This is a genomic window from Caballeronia sp. LZ001 (assembly GCF_031450875.1).
GTDB lineage: Bacteria > Pseudomonadota > Gammaproteobacteria > Burkholderiales > Burkholderiaceae > Caballeronia.
This window is the reverse complement of the sequence record NZ_JARTVX010000003.1, coordinates 599,394-615,076: the sequence shown is the minus strand read 5'-3', so window position 1 is coordinate 615,076 and position 15,683 is coordinate 599,394. Positions and strand designations below refer to the sequence as shown.

The 15,683-nt window shown below is 62.1% G+C and carries 13 protein-coding genes; 3 read left to right on the top strand and 10 right to left on the bottom strand.

What is annotated here, in order from left to right; all coding sequences use genetic code 11:
• Positions 1-496: 496 nt before the first annotated feature.
• On the top strand, positions 497-1,828 hold the full coding sequence (locus tag P9292_RS07250; RefSeq protein ID WP_250511135.1) for a hypothetical protein: 1,332 nt from the start codon (positions 497-499) through the stop codon (positions 1,826-1,828).
• Between the two features lie 17 nt (positions 1,829-1,845).
• On the opposite strand, the gene P9292_RS07245 is transcribed toward P9292_RS07250, so the two are convergent.
• From P9292_RS07245 to P9292_RS07235, 3 genes are all read right to left on the bottom strand, one after another.
• Positions 1,846-3,069 (bottom strand): glycosyltransferase, encoded by a 1,224-nt coding sequence (locus P9292_RS07245; RefSeq protein WP_309958439.1) that lies wholly within the window; start codon positions 3,067-3,069, stop codon positions 1,846-1,848.
• A 502-nt stretch (positions 3,070-3,571) separates the two neighbouring features.
• Positions 3,572-4,855, bottom strand: a complete 1,284-nt coding sequence (eno, locus tag P9292_RS07240) for a phosphopyruvate hydratase (RefSeq protein ID WP_309847990.1) — start codon at positions 4,853-4,855, stop codon at positions 3,572-3,574.
• A 2-nt stretch (positions 4,856-4,857) separates the two neighbouring features.
• Entirely contained in the window at positions 4,858-5,886 is a 1,029-nt protein-coding gene (locus P9292_RS07235; protein ID WP_309847992.1) for an aminoglycoside phosphotransferase family protein, read from the bottom strand.
• A gap of 123 nt (positions 5,887-6,009) precedes the next feature.
• On the opposite strand from P9292_RS07235, the gene P9292_RS07230 reads away from it, so the two are divergent.
• Positions 6,010-6,204 carry a YqaE/Pmp3 family membrane protein gene (locus P9292_RS07230; protein WP_244830248.1) on the top strand — a complete coding sequence of 65 codons (195 nt, stop codon included), beginning with the start codon at positions 6,010-6,012 and terminating at the stop codon, positions 6,202-6,204.
• Between the two features lie 19 nt (positions 6,205-6,223).
• Here the strand turns inward: P9292_RS07230 and P9292_RS07225 are convergent, their stop codons facing one another.
• From P9292_RS07225 to P9292_RS07195, 7 genes are all read right to left on the bottom strand, one after another.
• Positions 6,224-7,966, bottom strand: coding sequence for an IlvD/Edd family dehydratase (locus P9292_RS07225; protein ID WP_309958438.1), 1,743 nt, complete (start codon positions 7,964-7,966; stop codon positions 6,224-6,226).
• Between the two features lie 60 nt (positions 7,967-8,026).
• On the bottom strand, positions 8,027-9,115 hold the full coding sequence (yjfF, locus tag P9292_RS07220; RefSeq protein WP_309847998.1) for a galactofuranose ABC transporter, permease protein YjfF: 1,089 nt from the start codon (positions 9,113-9,115) through the stop codon (positions 8,027-8,029).
• Positions 9,112-10,149 (bottom strand): ABC transporter permease, encoded by a 1,038-nt coding sequence (locus P9292_RS07215; protein ID WP_250494290.1) that lies wholly within the window; start codon positions 10,147-10,149, stop codon positions 9,112-9,114. The genes yjfF and P9292_RS07215 overlap by 4 nt, the downstream gene beginning before the upstream one ends.
• Complete coding sequence (locus P9292_RS07210) at positions 10,146-11,660, bottom strand: sugar ABC transporter ATP-binding protein (RefSeq protein WP_250494289.1); 1,515 nt, start codon at positions 11,658-11,660, stop codon at positions 10,146-10,148. The genes P9292_RS07215 and P9292_RS07210 overlap by 4 nt, the downstream gene beginning before the upstream one ends.
• A 77-nt stretch (positions 11,661-11,737) precedes the next feature.
• Positions 11,738-12,673 carry an ABC transporter substrate-binding protein gene (locus P9292_RS07205; RefSeq protein ID WP_370652268.1) on the bottom strand — a complete coding sequence of 312 codons (936 nt, stop codon included), beginning with the start codon at positions 12,671-12,673 and terminating at the stop codon, positions 11,738-11,740.
• 202 nt (positions 12,674-12,875) lie between these two features.
• The gene (locus P9292_RS07200) at positions 12,876-13,850 is read right to left on the bottom strand and encodes a LysR family transcriptional regulator (protein ID WP_309958437.1); all 975 of its coding nucleotides are present in this window, start codon (positions 13,848-13,850) and stop codon (positions 12,876-12,878) included.
• A gap of 44 nt (positions 13,851-13,894) precedes the next feature.
• Positions 13,895-14,854 carry a helix-turn-helix domain-containing protein gene (locus tag P9292_RS07195; protein ID WP_309958436.1) on the bottom strand — a complete coding sequence of 320 codons (960 nt, stop codon included), beginning with the start codon at positions 14,852-14,854 and terminating at the stop codon, positions 13,895-13,897.
• A 94-nt stretch (positions 14,855-14,948) separates the two neighbouring features.
• Between P9292_RS07195 and P9292_RS07190 the strand changes: the two genes are divergently transcribed.
• Positions 14,949-15,668, top strand: a complete 720-nt coding sequence (locus tag P9292_RS07190) for a GNAT family N-acetyltransferase (RefSeq protein WP_309958435.1) — start codon at positions 14,949-14,951, stop codon at positions 15,666-15,668.
• Positions 15,669-15,683: the final 15 nt, after the last annotated feature.

The following is a 15,683-nucleotide window of genomic DNA, read 5'->3' as shown; positions in this document are numbered from 1 at the left end:
CGTGAACACACTGAGCCATCGGTTCGCGTCACGTCACATCGTTTCCCTAAAGCTCTTCCTCTTGAACAACGCCGCGTCCGCGGTTGGGTTGCATTTCGCAAGCCTTCGCTACCCGAAGCGTTCGTGCGTTATCGATGGTTCAAGATTTCGATCACGCTCTCTGCATTGTCTTTACGACGCATCTACGTTTTTTCATATTGCCGCCTCACAAAGCGCCGTTAAGGAAAAGCGTTTGCGCAACTCTGTAGTTCGAGAAGCGACCTGCAAATCCCGGCCGAATTCGTTCAGACTCGAAGTGTTCCGCGTAGTCCCTGGCGTCAACGCAGTCATCGCTTAACGCAGGTCTCGAGGGCTCTCGACCGCGCCTCTGGTCAAGGCAGCGCAGGCATCCTTTCGCCTTCGATTTATTAGTTCGCATTCCTACTATGTTTAAAGAATGGCGATTTTATCGCAGAGTAATTGGAGTTTTCCGCGAGAAGGCGGATTAGCATATTCGATGATTGATCGACGTAGATTTTTAGCTAGCCTGGGCGCGTTGTCCGGAACCTATACATTGGCCGCCTGCGGAGGCGGAAGCGAAAGCGACGTACCGAACTCGACATCGAGCGCTTCCGGGCGGTCCAGACAACTGAATCCCACTGCAAGAGCGGAGTCGCAAGGCCCATCGCCGGATGGCACGACCATTCCTGACGCAACCGCGATCGTGGACAAACGCGGCTCCGTCTGGACGGTGAATAACGGCGTCGTATTTCAGAACGACACGGCAATATCCATTGCCAACGTTTTGATGCTTCTCTGGTCGGGCGGCAAGATCTATCAGAGAAACACGAGCGGGCAATTCTATGTGTGGTCGAATGACTGGCTACTTTGCCGCGACCCGCGCACACCGCTCGCAGCGCAATCCGGCATGTTCTTCGGCATGAACGGTCATTACGATTATCTCTACACGCCCGCGCAAACCATCGCCATTTTGAATGGCATGGGTTGCAGTATCTATCGGCTCGGGTGCAATGAGACGTCGGCTGAACTCAGACCTGTCGCAAGGATGGCGAGGGCCATGAACGGAACGGGCATCGAACTGTTCTGTCTGATTCAACAAGGTTTGACGGATGACTGGGGTAACCTGTTCGGGAGCGAGGCCGCGGCATACGCCAAGGCCTACAGCACAGGCGTGACGGTCGCGAGCACGCTGAAGCCGTACGGCGTGACGATGTACGAATGCGGCAACGAACTCACGCGCCGAGCTCAGACCGTAATCGACTCGAATCGCGCCGGAACGGATGTCGCCGACTTCAACAACGATAATTGGCCGGTCATGCGCGGCGTCATGCGTGGATTGATCGACGGCGTGAAGGCCGCGCAGCCCGACGCCATGTGCGGCATCAACTTCTGCGTGGCGGATATCGGTGCATCGGACGCGTTATGGGAAGGCAATCAGCCGGACGGCACGAGCGGTCATCCCGTAGTCCGCTGGGACATGACGACATGGCATAACTACGAGGTCTATGGCGATTTGTTCGATATCGGTTCGGATGGCGCGGGCCCGCACTTCGACCTGCCGCAATACTGCAAGGCGCGTTACGGCGTTCCCTTCATGATTACCGAGTGGAATGCCAATCCCGAACAAAGCGACGACTACCGGAGCGCGTTCGTGCAGTCCCGATTGCAATCGTTCTACGACGCCCGCAAGACGCACAACATTCAATCCACCATGTATTACGTGCTCGACAGCGGCGACCACACCTTCGGCATCATGCACAACAGCGTGCCGATCTTGCCGACGTATCTGAGCTTCGTGAATTTCGTCCGCTCGCATGCGGATTCCTGATGCCGCGCGAGACCGCATCACGTTGCGATCTCGCGCGCTTCGCCCGCGCGCGCCTCGACCAGAATGGCCTCCAGTTCCGCGTGCAACGTGCGGTTGTTGAAGTTCGCTTCGATAGTGTGCCGCGCGGTCGCGCGCATCTTGTCGGTGTCGATCTGTCCTTTGGCGATTTTTTCGAGCGCGGCGGAAATGCTCGGCCCCGAACGCTCGTCGACGAGCACGCCGGTCTCGCCATCCACCACGAGCTCGGGAATGCCGCTATGACGCGTTGCGACGACGATCGCGCCGGTAGCCATCGCTTCCATGATCGACACCGGAATGCCTTCCATGTCGCCGGTGGCGGCCGTCACGGACGGCAGCAGAAACACGTCGGTGCGCTTTAGTTCCGCGAACACTTCGTCCTGTGCGCGCGCGCCGAGAAAGTTGACCGGATTGCGGTTATTCGCGGCCATCGCGCGCAAGTCGGCCTCAAGTGGGCCGTAGCCGATCACGTTGTATTCCACGGGCAGGCTGCAATCGCGAACGCCGGCAATCGCATATTCAAGGCCTTTTTTCTCGACGAATCTTCCCACGCTCAGCACTTTGAGCGGGCGTCCGGGCTTCTGCTTGTCGGTGGCAAGCGGCAGTTGCTCGACATCCACTCCCACGTGATGCACGAGCGTCCGCGATGCAGGCGCGCCCCAGTCGATCAGGCGCATCCGCCAGAATTCGCTGACCGGGAGCGACAGCGACCCCCGTCCGAAGAGCTGCTTGTAGTGCGGCAGATAACGCTTGACGAGCGCTTCATCGCTCATGTCGAAGCCATGAAAGACGGTGGAGATAGGGCCTTCGAAATAGCCCGCATCGCGCAGATACATGGCGCGCACGCCGAGGGGACCGAAATGTGCGATTACCGCATCGAAACTTTCGTGCGACATCGCTCCGCCGCCCGAGAGGTCGAACAGCGTCGAGCGGCAACCGGATGTCGCCGCGCGCCAGGCCACGCCAATGCGTTTGCGTCCTTCCGGCGTTGACAGTGAGCTCAGTCCGAAGCGCGCCAGATGCGCAATGCGTGCCGCCGTGCCCTGTTTGCGACGAAATATGCGTAATTCGATCTGGCCTTTGAGCGGATCGTCGGCGCCTTCGTCATAGCGCGCCGCAAGGACGACCACGTGATGTCCTCGTTCCGCGAATCCCGCGATCTGACGGACCACGAAGGTTTCCGATGCAACAGGATAGCTGTCGACAACAAACGCGATTTTCATGCGCCTCTCCGCTTCCGCATCATTTTTCATGATGCGGGTACGCTAGTAAGGGGGACGAATCAAATGGTGTGCACGCTTGCCATGCCTTGTTGTCCACACCTGCCCATCGTTCGATAGTGCTCAGGCCAGCATAGTCCAAAATGCCACGCATTGTTGCTTTGCCGCTGGCGCTTCGTTCATCGGTGCCTTTATCTTTGCGCGTCGATGCGCAATTACGCACACCGATGGATCATGCTTTCATCGCGGCAAGTTCCAGACCATGTTGAACAAAGGCGTGAGTCACGCCTTAAGGCCGACAACATGAGCAAGCAATTTGCCAGACCATCGAGCGCAACATACTCGCGCACACGCCAACGCTCGCGATCGCTTGAGGAATGAACGAAGCAGCCACTGGTTAAATTCCACACGTTATGTATTTTTCGTGGAATATAAGCTGATTATTCGTCTGGATATTGTAAAAAAGCACCGGGACGGTCGCTTCGGCCTCTTAACGGACGCGCTCCTATCGCCTGCGACCGAGCATCGACATACCCGCAAACTGTGCCGCGTCGCCAAGCGCTTCTTCCACGCGAATCGCCTCGTTCCACTTGGCCATGCGTTCCGAGCGCGAGAACGAGCCGACTTTGAGCTGGCCCGCATTCCAGCCAACGGCAAGATGCACAATGGTCGTATCCTCCGTCTCACCCGAGCGCGCCGATACGATCGTGCCAAACCCCGCGTTCTTTCCCGCTTCGAGCGCCGCATACGTCTCCGTCACCGTACCCGCCTGATTCAACTTGATGAGGACAGCGTTGACATCGCGTTGCTCGGCGGCCTTTGCGATGCGCGCCGCGTTCGTCACGAGGTAATCGTCGCCGATCACCTGCACGCGTTCTCCCACCGCTGCCGTGAATCGGCGCAAGCCGGCCGCATCGTCCTCGCTCAACGGGTCTTCCATCGACACGATCGGGTAACGGTCGCACCATCGGAGCATCAGTTCGCACATGGCGTCGCTGTCGAGCTCGCGGCGCTCCAGGCCGAGCTTGTAACGCCCGCCCGAGCCGAATTCGGATGCGGCGATATCGAGCGAAATGGCGACTTGCTCGCCCGGAACGAACCCCGCTTCTTCGATAGCCGCGACGAGCGTATCCAGCGCCGCTTCGTTGCTCTCGAACACGGGCCAGTGCCCGCCTTCGTCGGCGACACCGGCAAGATGACCACGCTTCGCCATGATCCTGCCCGCAGCCAGATAGACCTCGGCTGTCATCTCCAGCGCTTCGTCGAAACTTTTCGCGGATGGCGCCATGACCATCAGGTCCTGAATATCGATACGCCGGCCAGCGTGCGCGCCGCCGCCGAAGATCTGGATTTCCGGGATCGGAATGCTGACGGTTCGGCCGTTGGCGACATAAGCCCACAGCGGCTGCCGACGGTCTGCCGCCGCGGCATGCAGAACCGCAAGCGACGTCGCGATCAACGCATTGCCGCCAAGCCGCGATTTGTCCTCGGTGCCATCGAGTTCGATCAGACGCGCATCGATTTGCGTCTGCCCGAGCGCATCCATGCCGATCAGCGCCGCCGCGATTTCATCGTCGATACCGCGTAACGCATCGCTCACGCCGAAGCCGCCCAGCGCGGCCGCCCCGTCGCGCCGATCCACCGCCTCGAAACGCCCGCGAGAAGCGCCCGCCGGGGCCATGCCGCGTCCTTTGGCGCCGCTTGCCAGCGTCACTTCCACTTCCACGGTCGGACGTCCGCGCGAATCCCAAATGCGGCGGCCGTGGACGGATGTAATCGCGCTGCTCATGTTCAGACTCCCGCGGGTTTATCGATGGATGCCGCCTCGTTCCAGCGCTTTCGCCATTGCGCAAGGGAATCGACCGGTTCGATGAGAAGGCCGCGCGCAAGTTCGCGCACCGCCTGTATGGCGGCTGGATCTTGCAGATACTCGACGGGCGATTTGCCATCGACCCGCGCGAGCAACAACGCCGGCAAGAGCCGCGCGCAACGCAGATCCATCCGTTCCGCTGGTTCCCAATCGACGGCCGCCAGATATCGACCGCTCAGTGCGTCGAAGCTTCCGGCATAGCGTTCACGCCAATGCGGATTGAGAAAGCTCTTCAGGACGAGGTGATTCAGGCAGAACGCGAGGTCGAAGGCCGGATCGCCGAAGGTTGCGCATTCGGCATCGAGAAAGACGGGGCCGTCGGCACCGCACAGGATGTTCTTCGGGCTCACGTCGCCATGAACCAGCGCGATGCGCGCAGCCGAAACCGAATCCGCCAGATCGCCGAGTGTGTTCGCCAGGTCGGGATGACGCGCGGCTGTCGCCCGCAGATAAGGCTCGATGCGGATGGACTCGAAGGTATCGTGATTCGCGAACTGCACCGCGAGCGCAGCCGAACCCGCGCTTCTCTCATGAATCTGCGCAAGAAGGAAACCGACTTGCGCGGCGAAGATGTCGTCGATCTCGCCTTTCAGCAGCTTCGCCTTCCAGACGGGGTTATGTTCCGCAGGAAGATACGCCATCGCGAAGCAGCCGAGCGGCGCGTCTTCGAACAGAAGCGCAGGCACCGCGTGCGGCAGCCAGGTCGCGACACAGCGCAGCCACGCGGCTTCGGCGGCATTGCGGCTGACGGGCGCATGCCAGTCCGCCGCGACCTTGAGCTTGCCGAGCGCGCGCTTGATGCAGAACGTAGCGCGGCGCGCATCGACGCGCCAGATATCCGAAGACACGCCACCCGTCAGGCGCGTGAAGCGCGGTTCTTCGTCGGCATCGAGCAGGCGATGCTGGCGCAACGCGTCAACAAGGTGCGCGAGGTCGGTGGCTTCGGTCATCGAATGTCGGCCGGGCGTTTGGCGAGTTCAGCAAAGTAGGTCCCGGCCTCATGTTATGGGATCGCGCGAGCAGGTGCAACGCGGATGGTAAAGTCACCAGACCATCACATCCGAGGACCGCATATGCGTCTCTTGCTCGCACTCATCCTTCCGTGGCTGCAGTTCTTCACGATCGGCCGACCGATTGCCGGCATCATCTGCCTGCTTCTTCAGATCACGTTGATTGGCTGGATTCCCGCCGCGATCTGGTCGGTCTATGCGCTCAGCCAGTACAACACCGAGAAGAAAATCCAGCGCGCCTTCGGAGCGCGCGGCTGACAGGCAGAACGCGCGGGCGTCAATGGGAATGGCGCGGAACATCGGCGCCACGGCATCCCACGAGAAAGTCGAAGTCGCAGCCCTGATCGGCTTGCAAAACGTGATCGATATACAGCTTGCCGTAGCCGCTCGTGTTCTCGCCCGCTTTGCGCGGCTCTTCCGCCCAGCGCGCGAGACGCGTCCTCAGCTCTTCGTCGCTGATGTCCAAATGCAGGCGCCCCGCGAAGCAGTCCATCTCGATCCAGTCGCCTTCTTCCACCACCGCGAGCGGACCACCGGCGCGCGCTTCGGGCGCTACATGCAGCACCACCGTGCCGTAAGCCGTGCCGCTCATGCGGGCGTCGGAGATGCGCACCATGTCGGTCACGCCCTGCGCCAACAGCTTCGGCGGCAAGCCCATGTTGCCGACTTCGGCCATGCCCGGATAACCCTTCGGGCCGCAGTTCTTCATGACCAGGATCGAATCGGCGGTGACGTTCAATTCGGGATCGCCGATCCTCGCCTTGTAATCGTCGAAGTTCTCGAACACGACCGCCCGGCCGCGATGCTTGAGCAACGCCGGCGTCGCGGCGGACGGCTTGAGCACCGCGCCGTTCGGCGCGAGATTGCCTCGCAAAATGCACAGCGCGCCGTCTTCCACGAGCGGGCGGTCGAGTGGACGAATCACCTCGGCGTCGTGGATGGGCGCGTCTTTCGTGTTGTCCCAGAGTGAGCGGCCGTTGGCCGTCAGCGCGTCGGGATACGGCAGCAAGCCCGCTTCGCCCAGACGCCGGATCACGCCGGGCAAACCGCCCGCGTAGTAAAACTCTTCCATCAGCAAGCGTCCGGACGGTTGCAAGTCGACGAGCGTCGGCGTGCCGCGGCCGATGCGCGTCCAGTCGTCGAGTTCCAGGTCCACGCCGATACGGCCGGCAATCGCCTTCAGATGGATGGTCGCATTCGTCGATCCGCCAATCGCCGCGTTGACGCGAATCGCGTTTTCGAACGCCTGCCGCGTGAGGAGTTTCGAGAGCCGCAAGTCGTCGAGCGCCATCTCCACGATCCGCATGCCCGACATGTGCGCGAGCACGTAGCGCCTGGCATCCACCGCGGGAATCGCCGCGTTGTGCGGCAAGGTCACGCCGAGCGCTTCGGCCATGCACGCCATGGTCGATGCCGTCCCCATGGTGTTGCAGGTTCCAGCCGAACGCGACATGCCTGCTTCCGCCGACATGAATTCATGCAGCGTGATCTTGCCCGCCTTCACCTGCTCGCTCAGTTGCCACACGACGGTGCCCGAACCGATATCGCGACCCTGATGCTTGCCGTTGAGCATCGGGCCGCCGCTGACCGCGATCGCGGGCACATCGCAACTCGCCGCGCCCATCAGCAAGGCGGGCGTGGTCTTGTCGCAGCCGACCAGCAGCACGACGGCATCGACGGGATTGCCGCGAATGGATTCCTCCACGTCCATGCTGGCGAGATTGCGCGTCAACATGGCTGTAGGCCGCAGATTCGATTCGCCGTTGGAAAACACCGGAAACTCCACCGGAAAGCCGCCCGCCTCGAAGACGCCGCGCTTCACGTGCTCCGCGATCTTCCTGAAATGCGCGTTGCAAGGCGTGAGTTCCGACCACGTATTGCAGATGCCGATAATCGGCTTGCCCTGAAACTCGTGGTCCGGAATGCCCTGATTCTTCATCCAGCTTCGATACATGAAGCCGTTCTTGTCCTGGGTTCCGAACCATTGAGCGGAACGGAGCAGGCGTTTTTCATTGGGCATGACGGATTCTCGACGAGGGTGGCAGGGTGTGCGTGCTTATGTGCTGCTTATGTGCGTGCTTCAGGTTCTGGGGACCATCGCGAGCGGTTCGGCTTTGCTCGCGGCATCGGGCGGCAAAGGCGTGCGCGGCTCTTTCGATCCGATGCCTTCGCCGAGCTTCGTCCCATTCGATTTACGGCGCGCGGCGTGACGTTCGATGACTCGCTGCAGCAGACAGAACGCGCACAGAAGCGCGCCGATCACGATGCGCGTCCACCATGAACTGAGCGTGCCGTCGAAGGTAATCAAGGTCTGGATGGTGCCGAGAATGCCGACGCCGAACACCGAACCGATCACATAGCCCACGCCGCCCGTGAGCAAGGTTCCGCCGATCACCGTCGCGGCGATGGCGTCGAGTTCCATGCCCTGCCCTTGCAGTCCGTAGCCCGAGAGCACGTATAGCGTGAACACCACGCCGCCGAGCGCCGAGCAGAAACCCGAGAGCGCATAGACGCCGACCTTGGTGCGCGCGACGGGCAAGCCCATCAGCAGCGCCGAGCGTTCATTGCCGCCGACCGCATACACGTTGCGTCCGAAGCGCGTGAAGTGGGCGACGAAGATCGCCACGATCAGCGTGACGAGGGCGATCAGCGCGCCCGTCGTGAGCGACGCGCCGCCGACATCCACATGAAAGGCGGACAGCGCGCGGAACGTGGAATCGGTGATGGTGATGGATTGCGTCGTGATGAGAAAGCAGGCGCCGCGCGCGAGGAACATCCCGGCCAGCGTGACGATGAACGGTTGCAGCCTGAAGAAGTGGATGAGCGCGCCCATCGCCGCGCCATAGCAGGCGCCGAAGGCCAGCACGAGCGGCACGATGATCCACACCGGCCAGTGCAGACGTTCGGCGAACACGGCGCACAGGATCGTCGTCAAAGCGACGACCGAGCCGACCGACAAGTCGATGCCGCCCGACACGATCACGAACGTCATGCCAATGGCGACGATTAGCAAGAACGCGTTGTCGATCAGCAAGCCGAGCAGCACTTGCAGCGAGAAGAAGCCGGTGTACATCACCGAGCCGAAGCCGAACAGAGCCGCGAACAGAACGACGGTGACGACGATAGGCAAGATGCGCGGGTCCGTCAGACGGTCGAAGAAACTTTTCATCGGGATGCCTCCGCGAGCGGCTGTTTCGAAGCGGACGGAAAGACGCGTCGCAACTGCCGCATCAGCACGGCGCGCGCGGTGGACGACTGAATCACGCTGACGACGAGCACCACCGCTGCCTTCACCACGAGCGTCGCTTCGGGCGGCACGCCGATGGAATAAGTCGTGTAGGTGAGCGTCTGGATGATGAGCGCGCCGAGCACCGTGCCTGCAAGACTGAAGCGCCCGCCGAGCAGCGAAGTGCCGCCGAGCGTGACGGCGAGAATCGCGTCGAGTTCGAGCAGGAGACCGGCGTTGTTGCCGTCGGCGCTGCGCACGTTCGAACTGGCGAGAATGCCCGCCATGGACGCCGTCAATCCGGAGAATGCATACACGCCGAACACGATCACGTTCGAGCGCAAGCCGACGAGCCGGGTTGCAACCGGATTCACGCCGATAGCCCGAATGAAAAGCCCGAGCGCGGTGCGATCGACGAGAAGCGCCGTGAGGATGAGCGCGCCCGCCGCGATCCACACGGAACACGGGACGCCCGCCAGATAGCCGCCGCCGACCATCAAATAAGCCTGCGCGCCGATCGGGATGATCTGGCCGCCCGTCAGCAACTGCGCGACGCCGCGTCCCGCAACCATCAGGATGAGCGTCGCGATGATCGGCTGCATGCCGATGAACGCCACCAGCAAGCCGTTCCACATGCCCGCGAGAACGCCGACCGCGAGCGCCGCCGCGATGGCAAGCGTCACGCGGGAAGGATCGTCGGCGAGGATCGTGGCGGCCGTCGCGCCGGCAATCGCGACGATCGCGCCCACCGAGATATCGATGCCGCGCGTCGCTATCACGAGCGTCATGCCGAGCGCGACGAGCACGAGCGGCGCCGCGCGATTCAGGATATCGACGGGCGCGCCGAACAGGTGGCCATCGAGCATGGCAATCGACAGGAACCGCGGGTTATGCGCCAGATCGAGCAGACACAGCGCGACGAGCGTCACGCATGGCCACACGAGCGGATGCTGCAAGACACCTTTGATACGGTTCATTGCGATCCTCCCGCGATCAGCCGATACACCTCGTCTTCCGAGGTCGTATGTCCCGCGACCTCGGCGACCTTGCGCCGGTCGCGCAACACCGCAATCCGGTGACTCACGCGCACGACCTCGCTCACTTCGGACGAGATGAAGAGAATGCCGAGCCCTTTCGCGCAGAGCGCGAGCACGCGGTCCATGATCTCGAACTTCGCGGCCACGTCTATGCCGCGCGTCGGTTCATCGAGAATCAGCATGCGCGGCTCCGTTGCAAGCCAGCGCGCGAGCAGCACCTTTTGCTGATTGCCGCCAGAGAGCAGACCGATAGGCTGCTCGGCATCGCGCGCCTTGATGCCTAGCTGCTCGATATAGTCTTCGGCGATCTCGCGTTGCTTCGCCTTCCGAATGCAGCGCCAAAGCCCGAGCCGCGCCTGAAGCGCCAGGATGATGTTCTCGCGAATCGACAGGTCCGCGACAATGCCTTCCTTCTTACGATCCTCCGGGCAATAGCCGATGCCCTGACGCACCGCATCGCGCGGCGAATGCAGCTTGACCGGCTTGCCGGACACCTTCGTCGCGCCTGCATCGGAACGCTCCGCGCCGAAGAGAAGCCGCGCGGTTTCCGTGCGCCCCGAACCGAGCAAGCCCGCGAGCCCGAGTATCTGACCCGGCTGCACGTCGAGATCCACGGGATTCATCAAGCCGCGACGGCCCACGCCGCGCATTTCGAGAAACGGCGCAGCCGCGCCTCGTTGCGTGGGCGGCTCGGAAGCCGCGCGCTTCAGGCGCTCGGTCATGCGTTCGTGGCCCACCATCTTCGACACGAGCAGTTCGACCGGAAGATCTTTCGCGAGATATTCGCCTTCGCGCTCGCCATTGCGCATGACCGTGATGCGATCCGATACCGCATAGGTCTGTTCCAGAAAGTGCGTCACGAAGAGAATCGCGAGACCTGAATGGCGGAGCTTGCGCAACACGTCGAAGAGGCGCGTGACTTCGCCGTCGTCGAGACTGGAGGTCGGTTCATCGAGGATCAGGACGCGCGCATCGACCGACAAGGCACGCGCAATCGCCACCATCTGCTGCACGGCGATGGGATACGTATCGAGCGATTTCGTGACGTCCACCGAAACGTTGAGGTCCGCGAGCGCCTTTTGCGCCCGCATGTGAATGCTCTTCCAGTCGATCGCGCCATGCCGCTTCAACTGTCTGCCCGCGAAAACGTTCTCCGCCACCGAGAGATTCGGACACAGGTTCACTTCCTGATAGAGCGTGCGAATTCCGGCGGCTTCCGCTTCCATGGGCGCGGCGAAATTCACGGGACTGCCACCGAGCCGGATCTCGCCTGCATCGTGCTCGTGGACGCCCGTCAGCACATTGATGAGCGTCGATTTGCCGGCGCCGTTCTGCCCCATCAACGTATGAATCTCGCCCGGAAACAAACGAAAATCGACGTTGTGCAGTGCGCGCACGCCGGGGAACGACTTGGACAAACCGATGGTTTCGAGCACGGGTGTGTCGGTCATGGATATCGCCGGAAAGGGAATGAGTCGTCCATCGCGCTCACATGATGGCGCGATGGACGTGCGATGGCGCCCGAGCTTCAGTATTTGCGCTGCGGCAGCGTGGCAGCGGCAACGCTCATCGGGAAAATGGTCTCTTCGGTCACGATACGCTTGGGCAGTTCCTTGCCCGCGACCACATCCTTCACCGCGGTCATCAACTGCGGGCCGAGCAGCGGACTGCATTCCACGTCCACGTTGATCTTGCCCGCGACCATGGCGTCGAAACCGCCCTTGGTTGCATCGAACGAGACGACCGTGATGTCCTTGCCCGGTTTCATGCCCGCCTCCTCCATTGCCTGAATGGCGCCGAGCGCCATGTCGTCGTTATGCGCGTAGACCACGTTGATCTGCTTGCCGTAGGTCTTCGCGAAGGCTTCCATGACCTGCTTGCCGCCAGCGAGCGTGAAGTCGCCGCTTTGCGAGGCGATCACCTTGAACTTGGGATCGTTCTTGATGACTTCGAGCAGACCCGCTCGCCGGTCGTTCGCCGGCGCCGATCCCACCGTGCCCTGCAACTCGACGATGTTGATCGGCCCCTTCTCGTTCTTGTAGCGTTCTTCCAGCCACTTGCCGCCGCGCCGGCCCTCTTCGAGGAAGTCCGAGCCGATCATCGTCACATAGAGCGACTTGTCTTTCACGTCGATGTTGCGGTCGGTCAGGATCACGGGAATCTTGGCGTTTTTCGCTTCGATGAGAATCGGCTCCCAGCCCGACTCGACGACCGGCGAGAACGCGATCACATCGACCTTCTGCGCAATGTAGGAGCGTATGGCCTTGATCTGATTTTCCTGCTTCTGCTGGGCGTCGGAGAATTTGAGGTTGATGCCCGCGTCTTTCGCGGCGGACTTGACCGAGACCGTATTGGCCGTGCGCCAGGCGCTCTCCGCGCCGACCTGTGCGAAGCCGAGCGTGATCTTCTTGTCGTCGGCGTGTGCATTCACACTCGCGGCGAGTACCAGCACCGAACCAAGCATTGCGCCGAGCACCGCGCGTCGGGTCTGTTTCATGGCTGTCTCCTGATTGGATCATGTGCGCCGCGGCTCGAAGTCCGGGGTCGAAGGCTCAGGCTGAGCCCCGGGCAAGGTTAGCCCTCACTCCCATGATGGTCCAATCACTTATTCAGCGATCCCGATACCAATGTTGATATAGTGGAAAACGCGATTCGGGCTTACCCGGTCAGGCGCTCAGGGCATCGGCGGATACGCCGTATACTTCGGCGGCGGCGTCGTGAAGCGCATGCAGCACCACGGTCGCCGCGGGCGAAAGCGCATGCGCTTGCCGCGTGATGATGCCGAATGCATCCATGCGGCAAGGCAGGTCGATTGCAAGACGCTTGAGCGTGCCGAAGCGCTCGTATTGCCGCGCCACTTCATCAGGCATGACGGCGAGCATGTCGCTCTGCAACAGAAGGCTCGATATCGCCAGAAAGTTGTTGGTGTTGACCACATTCCGCGGCGGGTTCAGCCCAAGCTCCGCGAACGCCATGTCGATACGATGCCGCAAGACACTCCCCGGCGGATGCAGCACCCATTCGGCGTCGGCGATACCGCTCATGGTGAGCCCCGCAATCTGTTCGAGCGGATGCCCGGGGCGCACCACCACGCACAGCGGTTCATCGGCGATGGGCGCGTATTGCACGGCGGGCTTCAGTTGCACGTGCTGCTGGAGCACGCGGCCGATCATCACATCGAGTTGCCCCTGCGTGAGAAGCGGCAGCATGACATCGGAAGTCTCCACCTGCAGCCAGATTTGCAGTTGCGGATACTGCGCCTTCACGCGTCCGATGGCGAGCGGAACCATTCTGGCCGCCGCCGCCGCGATCACGCCGACGCGCACTTCGCCCACCAGACCAGCGCGCAAGGCGGCAATCTCGTCTTGCGCCTTGTTGAGATTCGACAGCACCATGCGCGCATGACGGATCATCACTTCGCCGTAGAGCGTCGCCTGCATGCCGTGCGGCGTGCGATCGAAGAGACGCACGTCCAGCACATCTTCGAGTTCCTTCAGAAGCCGCGATGCCGCTGGCTGCGTCATGCCGAGGACATCGGCGGCACGGCGCACGTTGCCCTCTTCCTCCATCGCGGCGAGCAACAAGAGCTGGCGCGTCTTGAGCCGCGCGCGCACGAACCAGTTCGAGTGTCCCTGTGTCAATGCCGTCTCCCGGTTTTATGTTCGTGGTCGCCCGATGCCTCGCGTTATCGCCCGGCGCGCAACTCGCGCACGCCACGTCCGAGCCTGCGGCGCAGCAAGGTGCGCAAGGTCGCCGTATCGGCATAGCCGACTTCGCTTGCAATCTTCTCGATGTCGTAGCCGATAGCGACGAGGTGCTGCGCGCGTTCTATGCGCAAATCCTGAAAGAACGCCAGCGGCGACTTGCCGAGCACCGACTCGGTACGGCGCTGCAACGTGCGCGGCCCGACCGACAAGGCACTCGCCGCCGCCTGAAGCGAAAAGCCCGCCGCGAGATTGTCGCGCGCCCATCGCTCGAAACGCGCGACCAAAGGGTCGGCATGCGCGAGATGATCGGGGATGATGTATTGCGCCTGCGACGCGCGCTTGTCGATGAGCATCATGCGAGCGACACGCGTCGCCAGTTCGGGACTCGCCTGACGCAGCAACCATAACGCGAGATCGAGATGACCCATTGCGGAGCCCGCCGTGACGACGCCTTGCGATGCGACGACCATGCGCGAATCGTCGAGCATGACGGCCGGATAGCGCTGTCGGAAAAACGGTGCAAGCGACCATGTGGTCGTGGCCTCGCGATGATCGAGCAAACCGGCTTCGGCCAATATGAACGTGCCGATGCACGCCGCCGCTACGCCCGCGCCCGCAGCGTGCCGCGCTTGCAGATAAGCGATCGCCTCGCGCGTGTCGCGACGTTCGAGCGCCTCGGCAAGCCGCTCCGGCTGCCTCACGTTCAGCGCGGGCACGACGATCCAGTCTGGCGACGGCGCGCTGCTCGCCAATTCGACCGAAGTCGACAAGCCATGCGCGGTGCGAATACGTCTGCGCATGCCGATGAGCCTCACCTCGAACGGCGCGGCCTCGAACCCTTGCGCGGCGGCCACTTCGTTGGCCATCGAAAAGGTATCGAGAAACACGGTCAGTCCGGTGTCGAACAGGCCGTCGAGCGCGAGGATTGCCAGTCTCATGTCGCAAATAGTGCTAATAATGTCATTTGCGACTATAGCCCCGTGCGCCCGGGCCGTCTAGACTGCACAGCAATCACACGCCATTGGAGCGCCCATGAGCCATTCGAAACCTGCCGACCTCGACCGCCCTATCTGGGAGGCGCTGACGACCCGACACGCACACCTCGCGCTCGGCGACACGCTCGTTCGTCGATATCATCCCGACGTCGCGCCGTTCGCCGCGCTGGCAACCGCAACGCCGGATGCGTATGACGCCCTTCACCGCCTTCTGCAGCCTGGGCAGCAAGTAGCCTTGCTCTCCACGGAGCCCTTGCCGTCATACGATGCCTTGCAGATAACGCGTGTCGGCATCCTTCATCAGATGGTCGCGAACATTCGCAAAGCGCCCAAAGCCACAAGCGTCGAAAAGCTGGATGTGATCCGACTCACCCAGGCAGATAACGACGACATGCTGGATCTTGCCGGAAGAACGCGGCCCGGGCCGTTCTCCGTGCGGACCCGCGAGACGGGCAATTACATCGGCGTGCGAGACAACGGGCGGCTCATTGCAATGGCCGGTGAACGCCTGCATCTAGATGGTTACGTCGAGATCAGCGCCGTATGTGTCGATGAAACGCATCGCGGCAGAGGCCTTGCCGGGCGGCTCATGCAGATCCTGCAACGAGAGATCGAGGCGCGCGCGGAGACACCGTTCTTGCACGTGTTCAGCGACAATCTCGCGGCTATCGGTCTATATGAACGTCTCGGCTTCGAGTTGCGGCGCGCGTTTCATCTCGCGCGAGTCGAGCATGCGGCCTCGCGCGAATTGATTTGAAGCATCAGGCGTCAG

Coding starts and splice junctions, on each gene's coding strand:
- P9292_RS07235 (WP_309847992.1), bottom strand. CDS start 5,886: ATGACCGAAGCCACCGACCTCGCGCACCTTGTTGACGCGTTGCGCCAG.
- P9292_RS07250 (WP_250511135.1), top strand. CDS start 497: ATGATTGATCGACGTAGATTTTTAGCTAGCCTGGGCGCGTTGTCCGGA.
- eno (WP_309847990.1), bottom strand. CDS start 4,855: ATGAGCAGCGCGATTACATCCGTCCACGGCCGCCGCATTTGGGATTCG.
- P9292_RS07210 (WP_250494289.1), bottom strand. CDS start 11,660: ATGACCGACACACCCGTGCTCGAAACCATCGGTTTGTCCAAGTCGTTC.
- P9292_RS07245 (WP_309958439.1), bottom strand. CDS start 3,069: ATGAAAATCGCGTTTGTTGTCGACAGCTATCCTGTTGCATCGGAAACC.
- yjfF (WP_309847998.1), bottom strand. CDS start 9,115: ATGAAAAGTTTCTTCGACCGTCTGACGGACCCGCGCATCTTGCCTATC.
- P9292_RS07225 (WP_309958438.1), bottom strand. CDS start 7,966: ATGCCCAATGAAAAACGCCTGCTCCGTTCCGCTCAATGGTTCGGAACC.
- P9292_RS07230 (WP_244830248.1), top strand. CDS start 6,010: ATGCGTCTCTTGCTCGCACTCATCCTTCCGTGGCTGCAGTTCTTCACG.
- P9292_RS07205 (WP_370652268.1), bottom strand. CDS start 12,673: ATGCTTGGTTCGGTGCTGGTACTCGCCGCGAGTGTGAATGCACACGCC.
- P9292_RS07195 (WP_309958436.1), bottom strand. CDS start 14,854: ATGAGACTGGCAATCCTCGCGCTCGACGGCCTGTTCGACACCGGACTG.
- P9292_RS07190 (WP_309958435.1), top strand. CDS start 14,949: ATGAGCCATTCGAAACCTGCCGACCTCGACCGCCCTATCTGGGAGGCG.
- P9292_RS07215 (WP_250494290.1), bottom strand. CDS start 10,149: ATGAACCGTATCAAAGGTGTCTTGCAGCATCCGCTCGTGTGGCCATGC.